The sequence below is a fragment of the Bhargavaea cecembensis genome (assembly GCF_000826125.2).
In the GTDB taxonomy this organism is placed as follows: Bacteria; Bacillota; Bacilli; order Bacillales_A; family Planococcaceae; genus Bhargavaea; species Bhargavaea cecembensis_B.
Window position 1 is genome coordinate 321,291 of record NZ_LN651372.1, and the last position, 23,025, is coordinate 344,315.

The following is a 23,025-nucleotide window of genomic DNA, read 5'->3' on the forward strand; positions in this document are numbered from 1 at the left end:
GCAACCCTCCAAAACAGAACAACATCAAGTGAAAGAATCAATTAGTCTTCGATCGTGATGCCCATGCTGCGGGCAGTGCCTTCGACCATCTGCATTGCCGCTTCAACGGAAGCCGCATTCAGATCAGGCATTTTCGTTTCCGCGATTTCGCGGACCTTGTCGCGCTTGACGACGGCGACCTTGTTTTTGTTCGGTTCGCCGGACGCCTTGTCGATGCCGGCCGCTTTCTTCAGAAGAACGGCTGCCGGCGGAGTTTTTGTAATGAATGTGAACGAACGGTCCTCAAACACCGTGATTTCAACAGGAATGATGAGGCCTGCCTGATCCGATGTCCGGGCGTTGAATTCTTTACAGAACCCCATGATATTGACACCTGCCTGACCGAGCGCCGGTCCGACCGGTGGCGCCGGGTTTGCTTTGCCGGCAGGGATTTGAAGTTTCACAAGCTTGATCACTTTTTTAGCCACGAGACACACCTCCTTAAGTCCGTGATGTGGTAATAGGGTTGCCCCTCCCACTCAATATGTGTCTGCCGGCGCAATGCCGGTAGAATACGGTTAATCCGCACAGGCTGATTTTCAGCCTGACCTTTGGAATGATACCACTAATGCCGCTTTGTTGCAAGCGGCAGCCGGTCAAATTTTCCGGATTTGAGTGAAATCGAGTTCCATCTTCGTTTCGCGGCCGAACATTTCGACTCCGACCTTGACCTTGCCTTTGGCCGCGTCGACTTCTTCGATCCGGCCCTGGAAGTCGGCAAACGGCCCTTCCAGCACTTGCACGAGATCGCCTTCCGCCACGTCGATTTCGACTTTGCCTTCCTTCATGCCCATCTGGCGGAGGATGAAGTCGACCTCATCCGGCATGAGCGGCGTCGGCTTGGCACCGCCGCCCGACGAGCCGATGAAGCCCGTGACGCCCGGCGTGTTGCGGACGACATACCACGAGTCGTCGGTCATCAGCATTTCGACGAGCACATAGCCCGGAAATGTCTTGCGCATGACGGCGCGTTTCTTGCCGTCCTTGTAGTCGATCTCTTCTTCCTCGGGAACGACAACCCGGAAGATCTTATCCTGCATCCCCATCGTGTCGACTCGCTTTTCGAGGTTTGTCCTCACTTTGTTCTCGTAACCCGAGTAAGTGTGCACCACGTACCAATTTTTCTCCATTGATTCGGACTGGCCGTCCGTCCCTCCCTTTCCGGTCAAAATGAAAAAGCCCGTTCGAACGACCAGACGGGCTATTCTGCAGAAATCTATTCACATCAGGCTTTCAGGAACCATCGGAATACGGTTGAAATGCCAAGGTCGACCAATGCGAAGAACACCGCCATGAAGACAACCGTCGACAGAACGACAACCGTGTAGCGCGTCAGTTCCTTGCGTTTCGGCCAGCTGACCTTCCGCATCTCCGAAACGACGCCGTTGAAAAACTCGCGAATCTTGCCCATTGTATCGCCAAACCTCCGGAATGAAAAATAATAAGGAATATATAATTGCACCGGAACAAGCAGTGTCGTGAATCAAAAGCGAAGCGGGTCGTCCAGCCCCGACAGGCATAAGGCGGTTTGCGGAGCGAGGCCTGCCTCGCGCAGCGAACGGACTTATGACCCCGAGGGGCTAGCCCGCGCAGCTGGATGAATCAAAAGCGGAGGGCGGCTGGTTGGAGGCGACAGGCATAAGGCGGGATGCAAAGCGAAGCCTGCTTCGCGGCGCATCATGACTTATGACCCCGAGCCTCCGCCGCCCGCAGCTGGATGAATCAAAAGCGAAGCGGGCTGTCCAGGGGCGACAGCCATGCAGGCCGGCCCCGCTGATCGGTCCGCTTTCAGACTATCACCTGCACGGCTCTGCTGTCAATGCGCCGCAGGGGCACTTCACCGCCCGATGCCGGCGGTGAGGTGCTGTTCCAGTTTCCGCTTGATGCGCTGGAGGGCGTTGTCGATCGACTTCACCTGGCGGCCGAGCGCAACAGAGATTTCCTGGTAGCTCCGGCCCTCCAGGTAGAGGGCCAGCACCTGGCGCTCCAGCACGCTCAGCACCTCGTTCATCTCCTGTTCGAGCCGGGCGAACTCCTCCCGGTGGACCATCAGATCCGCGGGGTCGTCCTCCTCGGGTCCCGTCAGCATGTCGAGCAGCGTCCGTTCCGACTCCTCGTCATAGATCGGCTTGTCGAGCGACACCGACGAGTTGAGCGGGATATGCTTCTGGCGGGTCGCGGTCTTGATCGCCGTGATGATCTGCCGCGTGATGCACAGTTCGGCAAATGCACGGAACGAGCTGAGCTTGTCCCCCCTGAAGTCGCGGATCGCCTTGTAGAGGCCGATCATCCCCTCCTGGATGATATCCTCCCGGTCTGCGCCGACCAGGAAGTACGAACGCGCTTTCATCCGCACGAAGTACTGATACTTCCTGATGAGGAAATCCAGGGCGTCGGTCCGCCCGGAATGCACCATCTCCACGAGCGTCTCATCACTGAAGCTGTCTAACCCGTCCACATGAACCTCATCCCGGCTGTTTGCCAACACTCAGATCACCCCGGTCCTCATCGCGTAGTGATTACCAGTATACAGGAAGGAAATTTTTAACGTCAACCGTTCATTTCAGTCCGCGGCGCCATTTTTCAAAAATTTCGGCCACATCGTCCGAAAGCGGGATCTTCGAGAACGGGCGTTTTTCCTGGAGTTCCTTCACCCGGCCGGCGATGCCGCGCCGGATCCCATCCATTTCGATCCGGAGCTCCCTGGCGGATTTCCGCAGGGCGCCCTGCGCGAAGATGACCCGCTGTTCGGTATGGTCCGAAGTGGCGACATGGACCTGCACGCGGCGGCTGCCGAGTTCGGAGGCAAGCCGCTCGATCCGTTCGTCCGCCGTTTCGTTCTCCCTCGTGAAAATGATCTCGACGTCATTGCGGCGGTCGGTTGTGGCGATGCCGGGCACGAACTGGGCGTCAAAGACGACGATGACCCGCCACCCCGTGTATGCCCGGTACTCGGCCATCATCCCGATGAGAAGGTCCCGCGCGTCCTCGAGCTGCCCGTCGCGGAGCGCCGTCAGTTCCGGCCAGGCCCCGATGATGTTGTAGCCGTCGACGAGCAGGACATCCATCACGCTTGCCCGTCAGCCGGCTTCCTCTTCCTGAACACTTCGTACATGAGGAGCGCCGCCGCCACGGAAGCGTTGAGCGAATTGACATGCCCGACCATCGGAAGGCTGTACAGGAAGTCGCACTTTTCCGTGAGGAGCCGGGACATGCCCCGGCCTTCGCTCCCGATGATGACGGCGAGCGGCAGCCCCGCGTCCATGTTGCGGTNCTCCCGGTCTGCGCCGACCAGGAAGTACGAACGCGCTTTCATCCGCACGAAGTACTGATACTTCCTGATGAGGAAATCCAGGGCGTCGGTCCGCCCGGAATGCACCATCTCCACGAGCGTCTCATCACTGAAGCTGTCTAACCCGTCCACATGAACCTCATCCCGGCTGTTTGCCAACACTCAGATCACCCCGGTCCTCATCGCGTAGTGATTACCAGTATACAGGAAGGAAATTTTTAACGTCAACCGTTCATTTCAGTCCGCGGCGCCATTTTTCAAAAATTTCGGCCACATCGTCCGAAAGCGGGATCTTCGAGAACGGGCGTTTTTCCTGGAGTTCCTTCACCCGGCCGGCGATGCCGCGCCGGATCCCATCCATTTCGATCCGGAGCTCCCTGGCGGATTTCCGCAGGGCGCCCTGCGCGAAGATGACCCGCTGTTCGGTATGGTCCGAAGTGGCGACATGGACCTGCACGCGGCGGCTGCCGAGTTCGGAGGCAAGCCGCTCGATCCGTTCGTCCGCCGTTTCGTTCTCCCTCGTGAAAATGATCTCGACGTCATTGCGGCGGTCGGTTGTGGCGATGCCGGGCACGAACTGGGCGTCAAAGACGACGATGACCCGCCACCCCGTGTATGCCCGGTACTCGGCCATCATCCCGATGAGAAGGTCCCGCGCGTCCTCGAGCTGCCCGTCGCGGAGCGCCGTCAGTTCCGGCCAGGCCCCGATGATGTTGTAGCCGTCGACGAGCAGGACATCCATCACGCTTGCCCGTCAGCCGGCTTCCTCTTCCTGAACACTTCGTACATGAGGAGCGCCGCCGCCACGGAAGCGTTGAGCGAATTGACATGCCCGACCATCGGAAGGCTGTACAGGAAGTCGCACTTTTCCGTGAGGAGCCGGGACATGCCCCGGCCTTCGCTCCCGATGATGACGGCGAGCGGCAGCCCCGCGTCCATGTTGCGGTAATCGGCGGTGCCTTTCGCATCGGTGCCGGCGATCCAGACGCCGCGCCCTTTCAATTCATCGACGGTTTGCGCCATGTTGCCGACCCGGACGACGGGCACATGCTCGATCGCCCCGGTCGATGCTTTGGCGACGACGCCGGTCAGGCCGACGGACCGGCGCTTCGGGATGATGATGCCGTGCACCCCGGAGGCGTCCGCCGTCCTGAGGATCGAGCCGAGGTTATGCGGATCCTCGAGTTCGTCGAGGATCAGGAAGAACGGATCCTCGCCCGCCTGTTCTGCCCGGCGGAACAGGTCATCGAGTTCCGCATAGTCATAGGCGGCGACGCTTGCCGCGACACCCTGGTGGGTGAGCTCGGTCAGCTGATCGAGTTTCTTTTTCGGCACCTGCTGGACCACGACGCCCGCTTCCTTCGCAAGCCGGCGAATGTCGGATGACCCGGCCTTCTGCATCCCTTCGGCAAGCCAGATTTTATTGAGCTGGCGTCCGGAGCGGAGCGCTTCAAGCACGGGGTTGCGCCCCGCGATGATCTCTTCTTCCCTGTTCGTCATCGTCCGTCCTCCTTTTCCTTTTCGGCGTGCCCGATCGCGCACCCGATGACTTCTTCGAGCCGGTCCGTCCGGCCGAGCAGATAAAGCCATCCGATGAGCGCCTCGAATGCGGAACTGTAGTTGTACGTCTGGACATCGGTGTTCTTCGGCACATGGCCCGCCTTGGCATTGCGCCCGCGGCGGACGACCGCCCGCTCCCCTTCTGACAGGAAGCCGTCCGCCTCCATCGCCCGCACCGCGGAGGCCTGGGCGACGGCGGACACGTAGCGGGTCGCGAGCTTGTGGAGCGTGTTCGGCTTGACCCTGCCGGAGCGGATGAGGTGTTCCCTCACCGCCTGCTCATAGACCGCGTCGCCCATGTAGGCGAGCGTGAGCGCATTCAGCTGCCGGATGTCGGATTCGGTGATGGTCGTCATCTTGCTCAGCCCCTTTTCCAGCGGACGCCCTGCCGCGTGTCTTCAAGGACGATCCCCCGGGCGAGCAGCTCGTCGCGGATTTCGTCGGCACGGGCGAAGTTCCGGTCTTTGCGGGCCTGTTCGCGTTCGGCGATGAGCGCCTCGATCTCTTCGGACGGCAGCTCCTCCTGCTCTTCCTCAAGCCGGATGCCAAGGACGCCGGAGAGTTCCGCAAATGTATCGCTGAACGCTTCGAGCACGCGGCGCCCGGTGTTCTTTTCGTTCAGGTAGGTGTTTGAAAGGCGGGCAATGTCGAATAACGTCGAAATGGCGTTCGCCGTGTTGAAATCGTCGTCCATCGCCGTCTCGAACGCTTTCCGCTCCCCTTCGAGCTTATGGAGCCAGATGTCTTCCTGATCTCCGTTGTCGGCTGTCGTGTCCAGCCGGTGGAGGACGTTCCGGTAGGCGGTCCGCAGCCGGCCGAGGCCGTTTGCGGCGCTGTCGATCAGCTCTTCCGAGAAGTTGATCGGGTTGCGGTAGTGGACCGACAGCATGAAGAAGCGGAGCACCTGCGGGTCGATCGTCTGGCGGATGTCGTGGACGAGCACGAAGTTTCCGAGTGATTTCGACATTTTTTCATTGTCGATGTTGATATAGCCGTTGTGCATCCAGTAGTTGGCGAATGTCTTCCCGGTGCGGGCCTCACTCTGGGCGATTTCGTTCTCATGGTGAGGGAAGGCGAGGTCCTGGCCGCCGGCGTGGATGTCGATCGTGTCGCCGAGCACTTCCCGGGCCATGACCGAGCATTCGATGTGCCAGCCCGGGCGGCCCTTGCCCCACGGACTGTCCCAGGAGATCTCCCCGGGCTTCGCGGCCTTCCAGAGGGCAAAATCAAGCGCATCGTCCTTCTTCTCGCCGGCCTGGATGCGGGCGCCGACCTTCAGCTCGTCGATCGACTGATGGGAGAGCTTCCCGTAGCCGTCGAACTTCCGCGTCCGGTAATAGACGTCCCCGTCCGACTCGTACGCATAGCCCTTGTCGATCAGGACGGAAATGAAGTCGATGATGTCGGTGATATGTTCTGTGACGCGCGGATGCTCATCCGCATGCCGGCAGCCGAGCGCCTCGATGTCATCGAAATAAGCCTGGATAAACCGGTCCGTCAGTTCGCCGACTTCTTCGCCGTGCTCATTGGCGGCTTTGATGATCTTGTCGTCCACGTCGGTGAAGTTCGACACGTAATCAACGTCATAGCCCTTGTATTCGAGGTAGTTGCGGACGGTGTCATAGACGATGACCGGCCGGGCGTTCCCGATGTGGATGTAGTTGTAGACGGTCGGGCCGCACACGTACATCTTTACTTTCCCTTCCTCGATCGGGACGAACGGCTCCTTCTTCCTCGTCAGTGTGTTGTAAATTTCGATGCTCATCGATGTTCCTCCTTCATCTGTTCCTTCAGCCGCCCGACCTCTTCTTCAAGGACGGCGATTTTCCGCTCAAGCATGTTGCATTTATCCGTGACCGGGTCCGGCAGGTTCTGATGGTCGAGCTTCTTCGTCACCTTGACGCCATTCTGCACGACGATCTTTCCGGGTATGCCGACGACGGTCGAATCCGGCGGCACGTCTTTCAGGACGACCGAACCGGCCCCGACCTTGACGTTGTCACCGAGCGTGATCGATCCGAGCACCTTCGCGCCCGATGCGACGAGCACATTGTTCCCGAGCGTCGGGTGGCGCTTGCCCTTCTCCTTGCCCGTCCCGCCGAGCGTGACGCCCTGGTAGAGCGTCACATCATCGCCGATGACGCACGTCTCCCCGATCACGACGCCCGCTCCGTGATCGATGAACAGCCGGCGGCCGATCTGCGCAGCCGGGTGGATCTCGATCCCCGTCAGGAACCGGGTGAACTGCGATACCGCCCGGGCGAGGAAATACAGCCGGCGACCGTGAAACCAATGGGCGATCTGGTAGCCCCAGACCGCATGAAGGCCCGCATAAGTGAGCACAATCTCAAACGAGCTCCGGGCCGCCGGGTCCTGGTCGAACACGGTCGCAATATCTTCTTTCATTCGTTTGAACATGTTCGTCTCCCTCCAAAATCACGAAAACCGGAGTGTGGCGCGGCGATGGACGGAGGGCCGGGGCGTTCCGGCCGCATCCGTTTCCCGGCAATTAAAAAGACGTCTCTGTCGATTTGACAGAGACGCCTTGAATGCGCGGTTCCACTCTGGATTGGGAAGGGCGGCGCACGGATGACCGTGCGGGCCCTTCCCCCCTCGGCGCCCGTAACGGGGGCGTTCCGGCCGGCCTACTGGTTTTCGGTCCGGCGCTCCGAGGTGCATTTCCGCGCGCAGCGGCCCGGGCCGCTTTCAGCCGGCGGCGGCCCTCTCTGTCGAGCATGCGCAACGTACTTCTCCTCTTCGTCGCTTTTCGTTGTTCTTTCTTTTTATTGTACAGGGGACGGGCGGAAAGTCAATCGTTCCGCCCGTCCCGCCGCGGCGGGAATCAGCCCGCGTACGCGGAGACCCGCTTGATCACTTTGTCGCGGCCGAGGAGCGAGATCGACTCCTGGAGTTCCGGCCCGTGCGTCTGGCCCGTCGTGACGACGCGGATCGGCATGAACAGGTTCTTCCCTTTGTGGCCGGTCTCTTTCTGGACGGCCTTGATCGCCGCTTTGATCGACGCGGGGTCGAACGATTCGAGCGATTCGAGCTGCGCCTTGAACGCGGTCATCACTTCCGGCACCTGCTCCCCGGCGAGGACGGCCTTTGCCTCCTCATCGTATTCGATGTCGTCGCGGAAGAACTGGGCGGACAGTTCGACAATTTCCGCACCGTAGCTCATCTGCTCCTGATAAAGGGCGATGAGCCGCTCCGCCCATTCGCGCTGATCCTCCGACAGCTCGTCCGGCAGGAGGCCCGCTTTCTGGAGATGCGGCAGGGCGAGGGCGACCACCTTTTCAAGCGGCAGTTCCTTCACATACTGGTTGTTCATCCAGGTGAGCTTCTGCTTGTCGAACAGGGCCGGCGACTTTGAAAGGCGGTCCGGGTCGAACATGTCGATGAACGCCTCGCGGGAGAAGATCTCGTCCTCTCCTTTCGGGGACCAGCCGAGGAGTGCGATGAAGTTGAAGAGCGCATCCGGCAGATAGCCGAGTTCCTCGTACTGCTCGATGAACTGGATGATCGACTCGTCACGTTTCGACAGCTTTTTGCGGCTTTCATTCACGATGAGCGTCATGTGGCCGAACTTCGGCGCCTCCCAGCCGAACGCCTCATAGATCATCATCTGCTTTGGCGTGTTCGAAATATGGTCGTCCCCGCGCAGCACATGCGTGATCTTCATATAGTGATCGTCGATCGCGACGGCGAAGTTGTACGTCGGCNTTGTTCTTTCTTTTTATTGTACAGGGGACGGGCGGAAAGTCAATCGTTCCGCCCGTCCCGCCGCGGCGGGAATCAGCCCGCGTACGCGGAGACCCGCTTGATCACTTTGTCGCGGCCGAGGAGCGAGATCGACTCCTGGAGTTCCGGCCCGTGCGTCTGGCCCGTCGTGACGACGCGGATCGGCATGAACAGGTTCTTCCCTTTGTGGCCGGTCTCTTTCTGGACGGCCTTGATCGCCGCTTTGATCGACGCGGGGTCGAACGATTCGAGCGATTCGAGCTGCGCCTTGAACGCGGTCATCACTTCCGGCACCTGCTCCCCGGCGAGGACGGCCTTTGCCTCCTCATCGTATTCGATGTCGTCGCGGAAGAACTGGGCGGACAGTTCGACAATTTCCGCACCGTAGCTCATCTGCTCCTGATAAAGGGCGATGAGCCGCTCCGCCCATTCGCGCTGATCCTCCGACAGCTCGTCCGGCAGGAGGCCCGCTTTCTGGAGATGCGGCAGGGCGAGGGCGACCACCTTTTCAAGCGGCAGTTCCTTCACATACTGGTTGTTCATCCAGGTGAGCTTCTGCTTGTCGAACAGGGCCGGCGACTTTGAAAGGCGGTCCGGGTCGAACATGTCGATGAACGCCTCGCGGGAGAAGATCTCGTCCTCTCCTTTCGGGGACCAGCCGAGGAGTGCGATGAAGTTGAAGAGCGCATCCGGCAGATAGCCGAGTTCCTCGTACTGCTCGATGAACTGGATGATCGACTCGTCACGTTTCGACAGCTTTTTGCGGCTTTCATTCACGATGAGCGTCATGTGGCCGAACTTCGGCGCCTCCCAGCCGAACGCCTCATAGATCATCATCTGCTTTGGCGTGTTCGAAATATGGTCGTCCCCGCGCAGCACATGCGTGATCTTCATATAGTGATCGTCGATCGCGACGGCGAAGTTGTACGTCGGCACGCCGTCTTTTTTCACGATAACCCAGTCGCCAAAGTCGCCCGACTCGAACGACACTTCGTCTTTCACCATGTCATCGAATTTGTACGTGCGGCCTTCCGGCACGGCGATCCGGATGCTCGGCTTCCGGCCCTCCGCCTCGCGCTCCGCCCGGTCCTCGTCCGTCAGATGGCGGCACTTCCCGCTGTAGCGCGGCATCTCCCCGCGCGCCTGCTGCGCCTCGCGCTCTGCCTCGAGCTCTTCCTCGGTGCAGTAGCATTTGTACGCCAGGCCTTTTTCGAGCAGGCTGTCGTACAGCTCTTTATACAGATCATTCCGCTCCGACTGGCGGTACGGGCCGTATTCCCCGCCGACATCGATGCTCTCGTCCCAGTCGATGCCGAGCCATTTCAGATAATGAAGCTGCGATTCCTCGCCGCCCTCGATGTTCCGCTTCGCATCGGTATCCTCGATCCGGATGATGAACTTGCCGCCGTTGTGGCGGGCGAAAAGGTAATTAAAGAGCGCGGTCCGGGCGTTCCCGATGTGGAGATGCCCCGTCGGACTCGGCGCGTATCGTACACGGACTTCCTGTGTCATGAGTGGTTCCTCCTGTCATGCGTTCAATGTTTTTAGGCTCCGTCCATTTTACCATAGGCCGCACGGTTTGGGGCGGCCGGGGCGGGTGAATGGGGTGATGCGCATTTTCGAAGGCGCACTTCCCGGATTCGAAGGCGCGGGACGGTTTTCCGAAGGCGGGTTCCGCCGCATTTATTTCCGAAGGCGCGCGATTCCGATTCAAAGGCGCGTCCGCCGTTTTCAAAAGCGCCCCGCCGGCCAATAAAGGAAACCGGCCCGTCATCAGGATGGGCCGGCGGATATCATTTCATTCTTTCTCCAAAAGAATCACGGCCATCGCCGCGATGCCTTCTTCCCGGCCGACGAAGCCGAGTTTTTCGGTCGTCGTCGCCTTGACGTTCACCCGGTCCTCGTCCGCCTGGAGCAGTCCGGCGATGCGGGTCCGGATGGCAGGAATGTGCGGGGCCATTTTCGGGCGCTGGGCCATGATTGTGCAGTCGATGTTGCCGAGACGGTAGCCGCGTTCGCGGACGACCGACCAGACCCGCTCGAGCAGGACGGCGGAGTCCGCGTCCTTGAAGGCGGCGTCGGTGTCCGGAAAATGGTGCCCGATGTCGCCTTCGCCGATCGCGCCGAGTGCCGCGTCGGTCACGGTGTGGAGCAGCACGTCCGCGTCCGAATGGCCGGTGAGGCCGCGCTCGTGAGGGATGGTCACGCCGCCGATGATGAGCGGGCGCCCCTCCGCAAATTCGTGTACGTCAAATCCTTGTCCGATTCTGATCATTCTTTTTCCTCCTCCAGCCGTTTCAGCAGGACCTCGCCGATCGCGAGGTCTTCTTTCGTCGTCATTTTCACATTGTCATAAGTGCTTTCGACGATCCGGACAGGGTGCCCGGACCGTTCGACGAGCATCGATTCGTCCGTTCCGAGGAATCCGTCCGCTTCAGCCCGGCTTTCCGCCTCGGCGAGGAGCCCGGCACGGAACGCCTGCGGGGTCTGGACGAGCCAGAGTTCCTCCCGGTCGGGGGTCGACTGGACCAATCCGTCCCGGACCTGCTTGACGGTATCCTTCGCCCGGACGGCGGCAATCGCGGCGCCGTGTTCCGCGGCCGTCGCAGCAAGCTCGCCGATCACTTTCGGAGAAATGAACGGCCGGGCCGCATCATGCACCATGACGACCGAATCATCTTGGCCGCCCGCTTCCATAAACGCGCGGACGCATGCATGCACACTGTCCTGGCGTTCCTGTCCACCGTCCGGCATGGCGGTCACCTTCGTGATGCCCGCACCGGACAACATTCCGCGGATGCGCCCGCGCTCGTCGGACCGGACGGCGAGAATGATTTGCCGGCAGGCCGGATCCCGTTCAAACACGCCGAGCGTCCGGATGAGAATCGGCAAACCGCCGAGCGGCAGGAACAGCTTGTTCTCTCCAGCTCCCATCCGCCGGCCGCTTCCCGCCGCCGGCAGCATGACTGTGTATTCCATCAGCGCCACACTCCATCAAGACGGAAGGGCGGGACCCGTTCGCCCCGCCGTCCGTCAGTTTTTCAGTTTCAGTTCGGGCTTGGCAAAGATCATCCGGCCGGCGGACGTCTGCAGGACGCTCGTCACGGTGACGGTGATCAGCTTGCCGATCTGGCTCTTGCCGTTCTCGATGACGATCATCGTGCCGTCGTCGAGATACGCGACGCCCTGGTTGGATTCCTTGCCTTCCTTGATGACGGTGACCCGCATCTCTTCGCCGGGGATGACGACCGGCTTGACGGCATTTGCGAGGTCGTTGATGTTGAGCACGGGCACGTGGTGCAATTCGCACACTTTGTTCAGGTTGAAGTCATTCGTCACGACGACCCCGCCGTTTTTCTTCGCCAGGCGGACGAGCTTCATGTCGACCTCCGGAACATCCTCGAAGTCCTCGTCGGTGATGACGGCGCCGGTTTTCCGCTCTTCCTGGATGCGCCGCAGGACATCGAGCCCGCGGCGGCCTTTCGTGCGCTTCAGCGAATCCGAGGAGTCGGCGATGTGCTGGAGTTCGGTGAGCACGAATTGCGGGATGATGAGCTCCCCTTCAAGGAAGCCGGTCGCCGAAATGTCCGCGATCCGCCCGTCGATGATGACACTCGTGTCGAGGATTTTCTGCGTGGCCGTTTCCGGCACCGGTGTATCATCGGCCTTTTTCCGGTCGTTTCCGCTGCGGGAGAACATCTGGAGCAGTTCTTCGCGCTTCTGGAACCCGACCTGGAAACCGAGATAGCCGAGCAGGATCGTCAAGATGACCGTCACCACATCCGTGACACCGGGAAGCCGGATCGCCCCGACCGCAAAGCTGAGCAGAAACGCGACGATGAGGCCGATGATCAGCCCAAGCGTACCGAACAGCAGATCAATGACAGGTGCCTTGAGCAGCTTCTCCTCAATCCATTTGATGAAATTGACGCTCGGTTCGGCGAGGAGCAGGCTCAGCAGATAGAATACGAGGGCGCCGATGAGCGCGGCGACGTACCCATTGTCAAGCCATGGCTGGGTAATAGAAAAAAATTCGAATAAAGACGGAAGGAATATGACGCCAAGCGTGCTCCCGACCAGCACATACACGACTTGTACGGTAATCTTCAGCATTTTCTTTCACCTCCTTGCTTAAATTATACACGTTCGGGCGGTGAACTTCCTTTCCCACGGAAAACAAGGGCCAAACCCGCGCCGCACAAGGAATAAGACGGCTGCAGTCCACTCAAAGTTCCGCACCCGGCTCAAGTCCGGGAAGACCGGCCGATGCGGGACCGGGAAGGCGGAACAGGGGAAGTGGATTTACGATATGCGTAGCCCGTTTGGGATATGGGGGCTGAGGGCGAGTGGAACTCGCTTGAAGCGATGGAGTTGCAATTAGAATGGGATAGTTGCAATTAGAGTGTTGGATTTGCAATTAGAACGGGATAGTTGCAATTAGAGCATCGGATTTGCAATTAGAACGGGGAAGTTGCAATTAGAGGCCGGGATTTGCAATTAGAACGGAAAAGTTGCAATTAGAGGACGGGATTTGCAATTAGAACGGGAAAGTTGCAATTAGAGCGGTAGATTTGCAATTGCACAGGCCGAATTTTAATTAGAATCTCTAATTTGCAAATAGAGCGTTGATTTTATCCCCCCATGCAATACGATTTTCTACTTCATACTCCGATTTCATCTCCCTTACTCCGATTTTCTGCTCCATGCTCCGAATTTGTCTCCCTTACTCCGATTTTCCACTCCTTACTCCGATTTCATCTTCCTTACTCCGATTTTCCGCTCCATACTCCGAATTTACCTTCCTTACTCCGAATTCATCCTCCTTACTCCGAATTCAACCGGTGGTGTCCGGTTCTCTGTGTGAATTTTATTTTTCGTGGGGGCCGTGGGAGCGAATGTCAACTTCCGCAAAAACAGTTGATAGATTCAAACCAAAGTCCCGGCCACGATCGTCCTCACCTCCCCTCTCCCCCGCCCCCAAACAAAAAACGGCCCCGCCGCATGGTTGCAACGGGACCGCCTTGTCCTACTTTATGCCAAAGCGCGGCCGGGTGTTCCGGCGCGGCTCATTTGAATGCTTCTTTCAGTGCGTCGGCGACGGTTTCGACGCCGACGACGGTGATGCCTTCCGGGTAATCCCAGCCGCCCATGTTGGAGGACGGGATGATTGCCCGCCGGAAGCCGAGTTTCTTTGCTTCCTGGACGCGCTGCTCGATGCGGGAGACCCGGCGGATTTCGCCTGTCAGGCCGACTTCGCCGATGAATACGTCGCCCGCGCCGACCGCGGCGTCGCGGTAGCTGGAGACGATGCTCATGAGGACGGCGAGGTCGATCGCCGGCTCGTCGAGCTTCACGCCGCCCGCAACTTTGATGTAGGCATCGGACGTCTGGAGCAGCATGTTCATCCGCTTCTCGAGCACCGCCATGAGGAGGGACACCCGGTTCTGGTCGAGCCCGGTCGCCATCCGCTTCGGATAGTTGAAGCTCGACTGGGTAACGAGCGCCTGGATTTCGACGAGGATCGGCCGGGTCCCTTCCATTGAGGCGACGACCGTGGAACCGGCCGAGCCCTGGGAGCGCTCCTGCAGGAACAGCTCGGACGGGTTCAGCACTTCCTTCAGCCCCGACTGGAGCATCTCGAAGATCGCCATCTCGTTCGTCGAGCCGAACCGGTTTTTCACACTCCGGAGGATCCGGTACGTGTGATGGCGCTCCCCTTCAAAGTAAAGCACCGTGTCGACCATATGCTCGAGCAGGCGCGGGCCCGCGATCTGGCCTTCCTTCGTGACGTGCCCGACGAGGAAGATCGCCGTCCCGGTCGTCTTCGCGATCCGCATCAGCTCCGCGGTGCACTCGCGCACCTGGGAGACGCTCCCCGGGGCGGAGGTGATATCCGGATGGTGCACCGTCTGGATCGAGTCGACGATGACGAACTCGGGCTTGAGCTCGTCGATCGACTGCCGGATGTGCGCCATGTCGGTTTCGGAATAAATATAAAGCTCGGGAGACGTGACGCCGATCCGTTCGGCGCGGAGTTTCGTCTGGCGGACTGATTCCTCGCCGGAGATGTAGAGGACCCGGCGCCCCTTTTCGGCCAGCAGCGACGACACCTGGAGGAGGAGCGTTGACTTCCCGATTCCCGGATCCCCGCCGATGAGGATGAGCGATCCGGGGACGACCCCGCCGCCAAGCACGCGGTTGAGCTCGCCGAAGGCCGTCTCGACCCTCGGCTCTTCCTGTGTTTCGACGGATGTGATCGGGGAGGCCTTGCTTGCAACGCCGGCTTCCGTCCGGAATGCCCCCCTTGTGTTTTTCGAGACGATTTCGACTTCCTCGTCCATTGTGTTCCATTCACCGCAGCCCGGGCACCGGCCCATCCACTTCGGCGACTCGTATCCGCAATCCCGGCACATGAACTTCGTTTTCTTTTTCGCCATTTGGACCTCCAGGCACGGAAAGGACATCCCGGGGACGCCTCGTGCGGCGGCCGGGATGTCCGGTTCCTGTTTATTTATTCCATTATATCATTTTTCGAAGCAGGGCGCACTGTTCGGCACCCGGGTCACTCCTTGCCGCTGCCGGCGGAGGCAGGCTCTTCGATCTGGGCCTCCCCGTCGGTGCGGACGGAGAATTCCCCGTCGGCATCCACGTCGAAGATGACTTTGTGGCCGGTGAGCACATGGCCCCTCAGGAGCTCTTCGGACAGCCGGTCCTCGACATGTTTCTGGAGTGCCCGGCGGAGCGGACGCGCGCCGTATTCCGGATCGTAGCCTTCTTCGGCGATCTTGTCTTTCGCGGCTGCGGTGATCTCCAGTTCGATGTCCTGTTCGGCCAGCCGTTTGCTGAGCTGGTCGGACATGAGGTCGACGATCTCTTTGAGCTCTTCTTTGCCGAGCGAGTGGAAGACGATCATTTCGTCGACCCGGTTCAGGAACTCGGGACGGAATGCCTTCTTCAGTTCTGCAAGCATCGTGTCTTTCATGTCCTTGTAGTCCTTGCCGGCGCCTTCTTGAAGGTTGAAGCCGACGTACCGGTTCTGCTTGAGCGTTTCCGCGCCGACGTTCGACGTCATGATGAGCACCGTGTTCCGGAAGTCGACCGTGCGGCCTTTGGAGTCGGTGAGACGTCCGTCCTCGAGCACTTGCAGGAGGATGTTGAACACGTCCGGGTGGGCCTTCTCGATCTCATCAAGCAGGACGACCGAGTACGGCTTGCGGCGGACTTTCTCCGTCAGCTGGCCGCCTTCTTCAAAGCCGACATAGCCCGGAGGCGAGCCGACGAGACGGGACGTCGAGTGTTTCTCCATGTATTCGGACATATCGATCCGGATCATGGAATCCTCGTCGCCGAACATGACCTCCGCGAGCGCGCGGGCAAGTTCGGTTTTCCCGACGCCGGTCGGTCCGAGGAAGATGAACGAGCCGATCGGGCGCTTCGGATCCTTCAGGCCGGCGCGCGCCCGGCGGATGGCCCGGGAGACGGCATCGACCGCTTCGTTCTGGCCGACGACGCGCTCATGCAGCACTTCCTCCATGTTGAGGAGCTTGGCGGTTTCGGTTTCCGCGATCTTCGAGACCGGGACGCCGGTCCACATGGAGACGACTTCGGCGACGTCGTTGACCGTCACTTCGGATTCTTCCTTGCCCTGCTTTTCTTTCCAGTCTTCCTTCGTCTTCTCGAGTTCCTCTTTCAGCTTCTGTTCCTTGTCGCGGAACGAAGCCGCTTTTTCGAATTCCTGGCTCTGGACGGCGGCGTTCTTTTCGGAACGGATGCTGTCGAGCTTCGCTTCGAGTTCCTTCAGGTCCGGCGGCGTCGTGAACGAGCGCAGGCGGACTTTCGATCCGGCTTCATCGATCAGGTCGATCGCCTTGTCCGGAAGGAACCGGTCGGAAATGTAGCGATCGGACAGCTTGGCGGCCGCTTCGACCGCTTCGTCGGTGATTTTCACGCGGTGATGCGCCTCGTAGCGGTCGCGGAGGCCGTACATGATCTTGATCGTGTCCTCGACGTTCGGCTCGTCGACCTGGATCGGCTGGAAGCGCCGTTCGAGGGCGGCGTCCTTCTCGATGTACTTGCGGTACTCGTCGAGTGTCGTCGCGCCGATGCACTGGAGCTCGCCGCGGGAAAGCGCCGGCTTCAGGATGTTCGAGGCATCGATCGCGCCTTCCGCGCCCCCTGCGCCGATGAGCGTGTGGAGCTCGTCGATGAACAGGATGATGTTGCCGGCCTGGCGGATCTCCTCCATCACTTTCTTCAGGCGGTCTTCAAATTCGCCGCGGTATTTCGTGCCGGCGACGACCGTGCCCATGTCGAGCGTCATGACGCGCTTGTCACGGAGTGTTTCCGGGATTTCGTTGTTGACGATCTGCTGTGCGAGCCCTTCCGCGATCGCGGTCTTCCCGACGCCCGGTTCCCCGATGAGGACCGGATTGTTCTTCGTCCGGCGGGACAGGACTTCGATGACGCGGGTGATTTCCTTCGAGCGGCCGATGACCGGGTCGAGCGTGCCTTCACGGGCAATCTCAGTCAGGTCGCGGGCCAGGCCGTCGAGCGTCGGCGTGCTGGCGGACGGATTGCCGCCTGCCGCTCCTTGCTGGCCCTGGCCGTTTTCATTGCTGCCGAGCAGCTGGAGCACTTGCTGGCGGGCCTTGTTCAGGCTGACGCCGGCGTTGGCGAGGACGCGGGCCGCGACCCCTTCCCCTTCGCGGATGAGCGCGAGGAGGATGTGTTCCGTGCCGACGTAGGAGTGTCCGAGCTTCCTCGATTCGTCGAGGGAAAGCTCGATGACTTTCTTCGCGCGCGGCGTGTAATGGATGATCGGGCCGACTTCCTTGGAGCCCGTGCCGACGAGCTTCTCGACGCCTTCCTCGATCGTCTCGAAATTCACGCCGATCGCCTCGAGCGCCTTGGCTGCGATGCCGCCGCCCTCACGGATGAGGCCGAGCAGGATATGTTCAGTCCCGATGGCATCATGGCGCATCCGGATCGCTTCTTCCTGGGCAAGCTGGAGCACTTTCTGCGAGCGTTGCGTAAAGCGGTTGAACATCATGCAAATCCCTCTCTTCTCTTGTAATCGGTCAATTAACCGGAGTTTATTTTGAAAATCAGATTCTATAAGTGAACGTTCCCCTTTTCGGCGGCCGATAAAACCGCCAGGGAAGACGAAATTGATTTTGACTATCTTTGACTATTATAACGCGTACCGGGCCGCCTTTCAAAATATATGCCCGGAACCGCCGGTCAGTCCTCCGTCTTTTCCCCGCCGCCGCGTTCGACGCCGAGACGTTCCCGCATGAGCTTCGCCCGGAACTCGTCGCGTTCCCCCGGCTGGAGCGTCTCTCCCGCGAACTGCTGGAGAAACGCCGGCTGCATGAAGATCATGAGCTCGTTCAGCACCGAGACGTCGACGCCCGTGATGATGCCGAGGTCGATGCCGAGGCGGACGTCGGACAGCCGGTTCGCGGCTTCATCGGTCGCGAGCACCCTGGCGTTCGACAGGATGCCGTAGGAGCGCCAGATCCGGTCCTCCAGCCGGACTGCGGACCGCTCCCGGAGAGCCCGGCGAGCCCGTTCCTCCTGCTCGATGAGGCGCTCGGTGAGATCCCGGAGATCTTTCAGGATGTCGCGTTCCGACTTGCCGAGCGTGATCTGGTTCGATACCTGATAGACATTGCCGAGCGCATCGGAGCCTTCGCCGTAGCTGCCCCGGACGACCATTCCGAGCCGGGCGACCGCCTGGGCGACCCTGCCCATGTTGCTCGTCATCGAAAGCGCCGGCAGATGCAGCATGACGGAAGCCCGGAGGCCGGTGCCCGTGTTCGTCGGACAGCTCGTAATAAAGCCGAAGTCCCCGTCGAAGGCGTACGGCAGCCGCGCCTCGAGCCGGTCGTCGAGCTCGTTCGCCCGCTCGAACGCCTCCATCAGATGAAGCCCCGGATAGATCACCTGGATGCGGATATGGTCTTCTTCATTCACCATGATGCTGACGGATTCGTCATCGGACAGGATGACCGCCCCGGGACGCTCCGGATCCGCCAGCTGCGGGCTGATCAGATGCTTTTCGACGAGCACCTGACGCTGGAGCGCCGGCATGCTGCCCATCGGGATATAGGAGAACGGCTCGCCGTCGCCGGTCAGGACGGATGAGACGTCCGCCTCGACCGACTCGGCCTCCTCCTTGCTGAAGTCGAGCGGGAACCGGCGGCCGGCGAGGTTGCGGGCCAGCCGGATCCGGGTGGACAGCACAATGTCGGAATGTTCGCCGCGGCTTCCCATCCAGGGGGTCACGGCATTCTGAAGGAATTTCTCAATCGATGTCATCCCGGTCGCCTCCTCTTTCCAGACTGCGCTCCAGGCCGCGGATTTCATCCCGCACCCTGGCCGCCTCCTCGAACTCCTCGGCTTCGATCGCTTCCTGCATGAGGCCCCTCAGTTCCCCGATCTTCCGTTCCACGGACACCCGGCCGCTGAAGCTTTCCGGCACTTTCCCGGTGTGCTCGACGTGTCCGTTCTGCACTTTGCGGAAGACGGCGGGCAGCTCGCCGCGGAACGCATCATAGCATTCCGGGCAGCCGAATTTCCCGCGTTCAAGGAAGCGGCGGAACGTCAGCCCGCATGACGGGCACCGGGACCCCTCTTCCACGCTCTGCGGACGGCCGGCTTCGGTTCCAAAGGCGGCCGTTCCGCCGAACCAGTTGGACAAAAATTGCTGGATTCCGAACGGGTCGCTTCCGAAGTCACCCTGGAGCGGGTGGAAATGGGAAGCGCAGACGTCGCACAGATGACGTTCCTGGGTTTTCCCGTTGTTGCTTTGCGTCACGACGACCGACGCCGGCCGTTCATGGCAGTGGTCACAGATCAAGCCAAACACCTCTCTCCGGTCGGCCGGGCCAACGCTCAGCCGTCCCTATTCTCATCTTGATGCGGGTCCCCGTCCCGGTCTTTCGCCGTGTCCGGCCGGCTGCTTCCCGCTTCCTCGTATTTCAGTGTCATGAGCATCGCCTGGATGATCCTGGAACGGAGGAGATCCCGCTCCGGAAGCTGGGACATGAGGGTGAGCCGGTCCACGGCGGCGAGCATCATCTTCGCCTCGCGCTTTGACAGCACGTCCTCGCTGATCAGCCGGTAGACGACGTCTTCCGCCATCGCCTGGGTGGAGCCTCCGTCGATCGTTCCGATGATCTGCTCGATCAGGTCCTTCCGGCTGTGCGGCCGGATCCGGACGATGCGGATGTATCCGCCGCCGCCCCGCTTGCTCTCGACCATGTAGCCGCGCTCAGTCGTGAACCGCGTGTTGATGACGTAGTTGATCTGGGACGGCACACACTGGAATTTTTCGGCGACCTCGCTTCGCTTGATCTCCGCCATTCCGTCCTGTTCAGTTTCGATGATGGCCTTCAAATATCCTTCAATGATGTCCGAGATGTTGCGCATCGGAGTCACCTCTTTTCATGTCGCCGGCTGCCGGGCCGGCCCTTGATAGGTTGTTGACTTTGACTATCTTTGACTTAATTATACAATGGCAGTTCCCCGGTTGCAACGGATTTGCCGGCGGCACGGATCGGTTAATTTGAGGCGGATTGAAAAATTATCGGGAAAAAGGTTTGAACCCTCCCGGGGACGGGTAAAGAAAAGGTTGTGGTCGGCAAAAACGAGAAAAGCCGTCACTCCCCCGCCGTCCGCAGACGGCGACGAGGATTTTTTTCTCATCTGTTTTTTTCCTCTTGATCAAGCCCCTAAAACAAAAAACCCCCGGATGAAACCAAAAACACCGGAGGAGATTTAATTTTGAACTGGTATGACAAGCTGAACGAGTATTTCCCCGTCGAAGAGATGAAGTCAAAGGATCATATGGAAACCCTGCTCAAGGAAAAGGACGGCGTGTACGGCAAAGATGAAGGGCCGCACCATGTGCTCATGTACGCCGAATTCGACGATTTCCTGTTCGTCGACTATCTGTACGTATCATCCGCATCCCGCGGCCAGGGCCTCGGCGGCAAGCTCGTCCGCAAGCTGAAGGAAAAGGGCAAGCCCGTGATTCTCGAAGTCGAGCCCGTCGACTACGAGGACACCGACACCGCCAAGCGCCTGAGATTCTATGCGCGCGAGGGCTTCAGCCACGCCCGGCGCATCGGATACAGCCGCCGTTCGCTCGCGACCGGCGAGAAGAACGACCTGGAGATCCTGTACTGGGCGCCGGACGCCGCCGGCGAAGAAGCGGTCGAGCAGGCGATCTACGACGGCATGCGCCGGATCTACCGGGAGATCCACACATACAAGGATACGGACTTTTACGGCGATTCATACGAGCCGGCGGATGATGTCTTTGACTTCCACGGCAAGGAAGAACAGAAGGACGATCTGCTCGAACCGTTTTCGGTCCCCGTCTGAACGGGAAGACGCCTCCGCGGCCGCGGAGGCGTTTTTGATTTTCCCGGATCTAAAAAGCCCCCTCCGGAAGCGCATCCGTTCCGGAGGGGGCGTTCTCTTCTTTTATTCCCCGATCGAGAGGTTCTTGAGTTCTTTCACCGGCAGGAACAGTTCGCCGGTTTCGAGGTATGTGAGGTCCAGGCGGTCGCCTGCCTCGATATAGACGGCGAGCGGGACGGACTCGGTCGAGGCGAGGAAGTTCCGGCCGTCGTCCGCCATAACCGAGACGATCGTGAAGTCGCCGGCCCGCTCTTTGTATACGCGTTTGACGGTCACCTGCGCCTTCGCCTCCTCCGCGTCCGACGATCCGTCGACGGTCGAGCCGCCGCGCTGGAGGGCCGTCTTGTACAGTTTCAGTGCTTCATTCGGCGAGTTGGCAAAGACCGAGATCTCCGGGTTTGCCGCCGAGACGATGAAGTAATTCTGGAGGAAGCCGTTCGAGTCGAGCACCGGCACGAGCCAGCTCGCTTCCCCGTAGAAGTTGTAAAGCACCGGCATTTCGCCTTTCCATTTCTTTTCGATGAATTTCTTCTCGATGATCTGGAGCGCGCCGGCCGAGTCCATGTACGACTCTTCCAGGTTGCCGGTATAGTATGTCGCCTCTCCGGTGCGTGCGTCGGTGAGCGCGTAGCCGAGCATCGAGTCGACTTCTTCTTTCGGGCTCGTGAAGTCAGTGAAGTAGAACATGTGCCCCGTCTCGTCGAACACCGGGCTCACGTTCGCCTCGACGCCTTCGTCGGACGGCAGCTTCACGTCTTTCTTGCCGAATTTCGAGTTCCAGAAGCCGTGGACGTAGTTCCCGTAATAGCTGTTTGCGAGGCTGACGGCTTCCGGCGAAACCGCTCCGTCGATATAGTCCGGGATCTTGCCGAGGGCGAACCGCTCTGTCTTTCCGGTTTCCGGATCGGTGACGACGACCCCTTTCACGTCGAATCCGTTCCGCGCAGAGATGAAGTTCCCGTACGACCGGATGTAGTGCGGCTTGCCGTCGTCATCGACTTCAAGCTGCACGTCGCCGTGATAAATCAGGCCCGGCTCGGCGTTGCGCATATGGCGCTCGACGTTCTTATGGAAGTAGGACGACGGCGTATAAGCCATCTCGGTCTTCACGAACTTCGGGTTGTCGGCCGAGTCGGTCGCGCTCATCGTGAAGTACCCGGGCACCGTGCCGGCGTTCATCCACTTGAAGAACCCGGCGAATTCGACCGGCGCGATATAGACGAAGTCGCCGTCCACCGTCTGGATCTGCAGCTTCCCGAGCTCATAGTAGCTCGTGTTCGGCACCTGTCCGAACGCTTTCTTCATCTTGTTTCGGGCGAACTTCGGCGGCACGCTCGCCGGCGTCTTCGTTTCGTCGAATGCGGCGATCTCGACCGCCTCGTCCATTTCGACCGCCTTGTATTTCTTGTCGGCGTTGAAGAGCGGAGCCGTCAGCACGTACGCGGCAAACGCGAGCGCGGCGAGCGACAGCAGGGTCCGCAGCTTCCGCTCGCTCCCGGCGGACAGCACGGCGCCGAGGACCGCCGCAACGGCGACCGCCGGCCAGAGCGACGTCCAGTTCCGGTCGATGTTCCCCGCGTAGTAAACGACGAACACGACCACCGCCGCCGCAATCGCCGACCCGATGAGGAGCGGCGCAGTCCTGACCGGCTCGACAGTCAGCTTTCCTTCTTCCTTCACTTTCCGGCTCATCCGGAACGGCACCGCGAGCAACGCCAGCACGAGCCCCGCGATGATGGAGAATAAAATCAGGTTAATCATGAGGTGACCCTCTTTCCGTTTTGGATTTCCTTTTCTCTTTTACGGGCGGGGGGCCCCGGACGTTTCAGAATCCGGAAGATTTTTTCCGGAGTGCGGGCGTCCGCCGATCCGCCGGGCCGATGATCTGTGGTGGTAGACTCTCCTTCAACCGGGTATAGAGAAAACAATGCGTCCCCATACTCGGAGACAGTGGCGGTTCGGGG

Annotated in this window: 22 protein-coding genes and 1 pseudogene; 1 reads left to right on the forward strand and 22 read right to left on the reverse strand. The window is 60.1% G+C overall.

What is annotated here, in order from left to right; all coding sequences use genetic code 11:
* Positions 1 to 41 precede the first annotated feature (41 nt).
* From rplK to BN1189_RS04530, 21 genes and pseudogenes are all read right to left on the reverse strand, one after another.
* The gene (rplK, locus tag BN1189_RS04430; RefSeq protein WP_052455630.1) at positions 42 to 467 is read right to left on the reverse strand and encodes a 50S ribosomal protein L11; all 426 of its coding nucleotides are present in this window, start codon (positions 465 to 467) and stop codon (positions 42 to 44) included.
* Positions 468 to 635: 168 nt separating this feature from the next.
* Positions 636 to 1,169, reverse strand: coding sequence for a transcription termination/antitermination protein NusG (gene nusG / locus BN1189_RS04435; RefSeq protein WP_040225962.1), 534 nt, complete (start codon positions 1,167 to 1,169; stop codon positions 636 to 638).
* 95 nt (positions 1,170 to 1,264) lie between these two features.
* A complete protein-coding gene (gene secE / locus BN1189_RS04440) occupies positions 1,265 to 1,450 on the reverse strand; it encodes a preprotein translocase subunit SecE (RefSeq protein ID WP_040225920.1) in 186 nt (61 codons plus the stop codon).
* Between the two features lie 426 nt (positions 1,451 to 1,876).
* Complete coding sequence (sigH, locus tag BN1189_RS04445) at positions 1,877 to 2,524, reverse strand: RNA polymerase sporulation sigma factor SigH (protein WP_052455631.1); 648 nt, start codon at positions 2,522 to 2,524, stop codon at positions 1,877 to 1,879.
* Between the two features lie 73 nt (positions 2,525 to 2,597).
* On the reverse strand, positions 2,598 to 3,107 hold the full coding sequence (locus BN1189_RS04450) for an NYN domain-containing protein (protein ID WP_040225924.1): 510 nt from the start codon (positions 3,105 to 3,107) through the stop codon (positions 2,598 to 2,600).
* Positions 3,107 to 3,493, reverse strand: a complete 387-nt coding sequence (locus BN1189_RS16350; RefSeq protein WP_306610692.1) for a TrmH family RNA methyltransferase — start codon at positions 3,491 to 3,493, stop codon at positions 3,107 to 3,109. The genes BN1189_RS04450 and BN1189_RS16350 overlap by 1 nt, the downstream gene beginning before the upstream one ends.
* Positions 3,494 to 3,563: 70 nt before the next feature.
* Entirely contained in the window at positions 3,564 to 4,073 is a 510-nt protein-coding gene (locus BN1189_RS04460) for an NYN domain-containing protein (protein WP_040225924.1), read from the reverse strand.
* The gene (rlmB, locus tag BN1189_RS04465) at positions 4,073 to 4,831 is read right to left on the reverse strand and encodes a 23S rRNA (guanosine(2251)-2'-O)-methyltransferase RlmB (RefSeq protein WP_040225929.1); all 759 of its coding nucleotides are present in this window, start codon (positions 4,829 to 4,831) and stop codon (positions 4,073 to 4,075) included. The genes BN1189_RS04460 and rlmB overlap by 1 nt, the downstream gene beginning before the upstream one ends.
* Complete coding sequence (locus tag BN1189_RS04470; protein WP_040225931.1) at positions 4,828 to 5,247, reverse strand: Mini-ribonuclease 3; 420 nt, start codon at positions 5,245 to 5,247, stop codon at positions 4,828 to 4,830. Before BN1189_RS04470 ends, rlmB begins: the two co-directional genes overlap by 4 nt.
* A 5-nt stretch (positions 5,248 to 5,252) precedes the next feature.
* A complete protein-coding gene (gene cysS, locus BN1189_RS04475; RefSeq protein WP_040225933.1) occupies positions 5,253 to 6,656 on the reverse strand; it encodes a cysteine--tRNA ligase in 1,404 nt (467 codons plus the stop codon).
* Positions 6,653 to 7,309, reverse strand: coding sequence for a serine O-acetyltransferase (cysE, locus tag BN1189_RS04480; protein ID WP_040225936.1), 657 nt, complete (start codon positions 7,307 to 7,309; stop codon positions 6,653 to 6,655). The genes cysS and cysE overlap by 4 nt, the downstream gene beginning before the upstream one ends.
* 424 nt (positions 7,310 to 7,733) lie before the next feature.
* Positions 7,734 to 8,627 (reverse strand): annotated as a pseudogene (gene gltX, locus BN1189_RS04485) (glutamate--tRNA ligase); the annotation flags it as partial.
* A gap of 59 nt (positions 8,628 to 8,686) precedes the next feature.
* Positions 8,687 to 10,144 carry a glutamate--tRNA ligase gene (gltX, locus tag BN1189_RS04490; protein ID WP_040225938.1) on the reverse strand — a complete coding sequence of 486 codons (1,458 nt, stop codon included), beginning with the start codon at positions 10,142 to 10,144 and terminating at the stop codon, positions 8,687 to 8,689.
* A 286-nt stretch (positions 10,145 to 10,430) separates the two neighbouring features.
* Positions 10,431 to 10,907 (reverse strand): 2-C-methyl-D-erythritol 2,4-cyclodiphosphate synthase, encoded by a 477-nt coding sequence (gene ispF / locus BN1189_RS04495; protein WP_040225940.1) that lies wholly within the window; start codon positions 10,905 to 10,907, stop codon positions 10,431 to 10,433.
* Positions 10,904 to 11,611 (reverse strand): 2-C-methyl-D-erythritol 4-phosphate cytidylyltransferase, encoded by a 708-nt coding sequence (gene ispD, locus BN1189_RS04500; RefSeq protein WP_040225943.1) that lies wholly within the window; start codon positions 11,609 to 11,611, stop codon positions 10,904 to 10,906. The genes ispF and ispD overlap by 4 nt, the downstream gene beginning before the upstream one ends.
* Before the next feature lie 54 nt (positions 11,612 to 11,665).
* Positions 11,666 to 12,745 carry a PIN/TRAM domain-containing protein gene (locus BN1189_RS04505; protein WP_040225946.1) on the reverse strand — a complete coding sequence of 360 codons (1,080 nt, stop codon included), beginning with the start codon at positions 12,743 to 12,745 and terminating at the stop codon, positions 11,666 to 11,668.
* Positions 12,746 to 13,698: 953 nt separating this feature from the next.
* Positions 13,699 to 15,069, reverse strand: a complete 1,371-nt coding sequence (radA, locus tag BN1189_RS04510) for a DNA repair protein RadA (RefSeq protein ID WP_040225949.1) — start codon at positions 15,067 to 15,069, stop codon at positions 13,699 to 13,701.
* Positions 15,070 to 15,194: 125 nt separating this feature from the next.
* Complete coding sequence (gene clpC / locus BN1189_RS04515) at positions 15,195 to 17,681, reverse strand: ATP-dependent protease ATP-binding subunit ClpC (RefSeq protein WP_040225952.1); 2,487 nt, start codon at positions 17,679 to 17,681, stop codon at positions 15,195 to 15,197.
* A gap of 191 nt (positions 17,682 to 17,872) precedes the next feature.
* The gene (locus BN1189_RS04520) at positions 17,873 to 18,952 is read right to left on the reverse strand and encodes a protein arginine kinase (RefSeq protein WP_040225953.1); all 1,080 of its coding nucleotides are present in this window, start codon (positions 18,950 to 18,952) and stop codon (positions 17,873 to 17,875) included.
* Entirely contained in the window at positions 18,939 to 19,493 is a 555-nt protein-coding gene (locus tag BN1189_RS04525; RefSeq protein WP_040225955.1) for a UvrB/UvrC motif-containing protein, read from the reverse strand. Before BN1189_RS04525 ends, BN1189_RS04520 begins: the two co-directional genes overlap by 14 nt.
* Before the next feature lie 35 nt (positions 19,494 to 19,528).
* Entirely contained in the window at positions 19,529 to 20,065 is a 537-nt protein-coding gene (locus tag BN1189_RS04530; protein WP_082194139.1) for a CtsR family transcriptional regulator, read from the reverse strand.
* Between the two features lie 354 nt (positions 20,066 to 20,419).
* On the opposite strand from BN1189_RS04530, the gene BN1189_RS04535 reads away from it, so the two are divergent.
* Positions 20,420 to 21,022 carry a GNAT family N-acetyltransferase gene (locus BN1189_RS04535; RefSeq protein WP_040225958.1) on the forward strand — a complete coding sequence of 201 codons (603 nt, stop codon included), beginning with the start codon at positions 20,420 to 20,422 and terminating at the stop codon, positions 21,020 to 21,022.
* 102 nt (positions 21,023 to 21,124) lie between these two features.
* On the opposite strand, the gene BN1189_RS04540 is transcribed toward BN1189_RS04535, so the two are convergent.
* Positions 21,125 to 22,822 carry a hypothetical protein gene (locus BN1189_RS04540; RefSeq protein WP_040225960.1) on the reverse strand — a complete coding sequence of 566 codons (1,698 nt, stop codon included), beginning with the start codon at positions 22,820 to 22,822 and terminating at the stop codon, positions 21,125 to 21,127.
* Positions 22,823 to 23,025: the final 203 nt, after the last annotated feature.

Excerpts from the sequence above, each read along its gene's own strand:
- radA (WP_040225949.1), bottom strand. The coding sequence starts at position 15,069 with ATGGCGAAAAAGAAAACGAAGTTCATGTGCCGGGATTGCGGATACGAG.
- rlmB (WP_040225929.1), bottom strand. The coding sequence starts at position 4,831 with ATGACGAACAGGGAAGAAGAGATCATCGCGGGGCGCAACCCCGTGCTT.
- ispF (WP_040225940.1), bottom strand. The coding sequence starts at position 10,907 with ATGATCAGAATCGGACAAGGATTTGACGTACACGAATTTGCGGAGGGG.
- gltX (WP_040225938.1), bottom strand. The coding sequence starts at position 10,144 with ATGACACAGGAAGTCCGTGTACGATACGCGCCGAGTCCGACGGGGCAT.
- BN1189_RS04520 (WP_040225953.1), bottom strand. The coding sequence starts at position 18,952 with ATGACATCGATTGAGAAATTCCTTCAGAATGCCGTGACCCCCTGGATG.
- clpC (WP_040225952.1), bottom strand. The coding sequence starts at position 17,681 with ATGATGTTCAACCGCTTTACGCAACGCTCGCAGAAAGTGCTCCAGCTT.
- BN1189_RS04460 (WP_040225924.1), bottom strand. The coding sequence starts at position 4,073 with ATGGATGTCCTGCTCGTCGACGGCTACAACATCATCGGGGCCTGGCCG.
- BN1189_RS04450 (WP_040225924.1), bottom strand. The coding sequence starts at position 3,107 with ATGGATGTCCTGCTCGTCGACGGCTACAACATCATCGGGGCCTGGCCG.
- cysE (WP_040225936.1), bottom strand. The coding sequence starts at position 7,309 with ATGTTCAAACGAATGAAAGAAGATATTGCGACCGTGTTCGACCAGGAC.
- ispD (WP_040225943.1), bottom strand. The coding sequence starts at position 11,611 with ATGGAATACACAGTCATGCTGCCGGCGGCGGGAAGCGGCCGGCGGATG.
- BN1189_RS04530 (WP_082194139.1), bottom strand. The coding sequence starts at position 20,065 with ATGCGCAACATCTCGGACATCATTGAAGGATATTTGAAGGCCATCATC.
- secE (WP_040225920.1), bottom strand. The coding sequence starts at position 1,450 with ATGGGCAAGATTCGCGAGTTTTTCAACGGCGTCGTTTCGGAGATGCGG.
- BN1189_RS04505 (WP_040225946.1), bottom strand. The coding sequence starts at position 12,745 with ATGCTGAAGATTACCGTACAAGTCGTGTATGTGCTGGTCGGGAGCACG.
- BN1189_RS04540 (WP_040225960.1), bottom strand. The coding sequence starts at position 22,822 with ATGATTAACCTGATTTTATTCTCCATCATCGCGGGGCTCGTGCTGGCG.
- nusG (WP_040225962.1), bottom strand. The coding sequence starts at position 1,169 with ATGGAGAAAAATTGGTACGTGGTGCACACTTACTCGGGTTACGAGAAC.
- cysS (WP_040225933.1), bottom strand. The coding sequence starts at position 6,656 with ATGAGCATCGAAATTTACAACACACTGACGAGGAAGAAGGAGCCGTTC.
- BN1189_RS04470 (WP_040225931.1), bottom strand. The coding sequence starts at position 5,247 with ATGACGACCATCACCGAATCCGACATCCGGCAGCTGAATGCGCTCACG.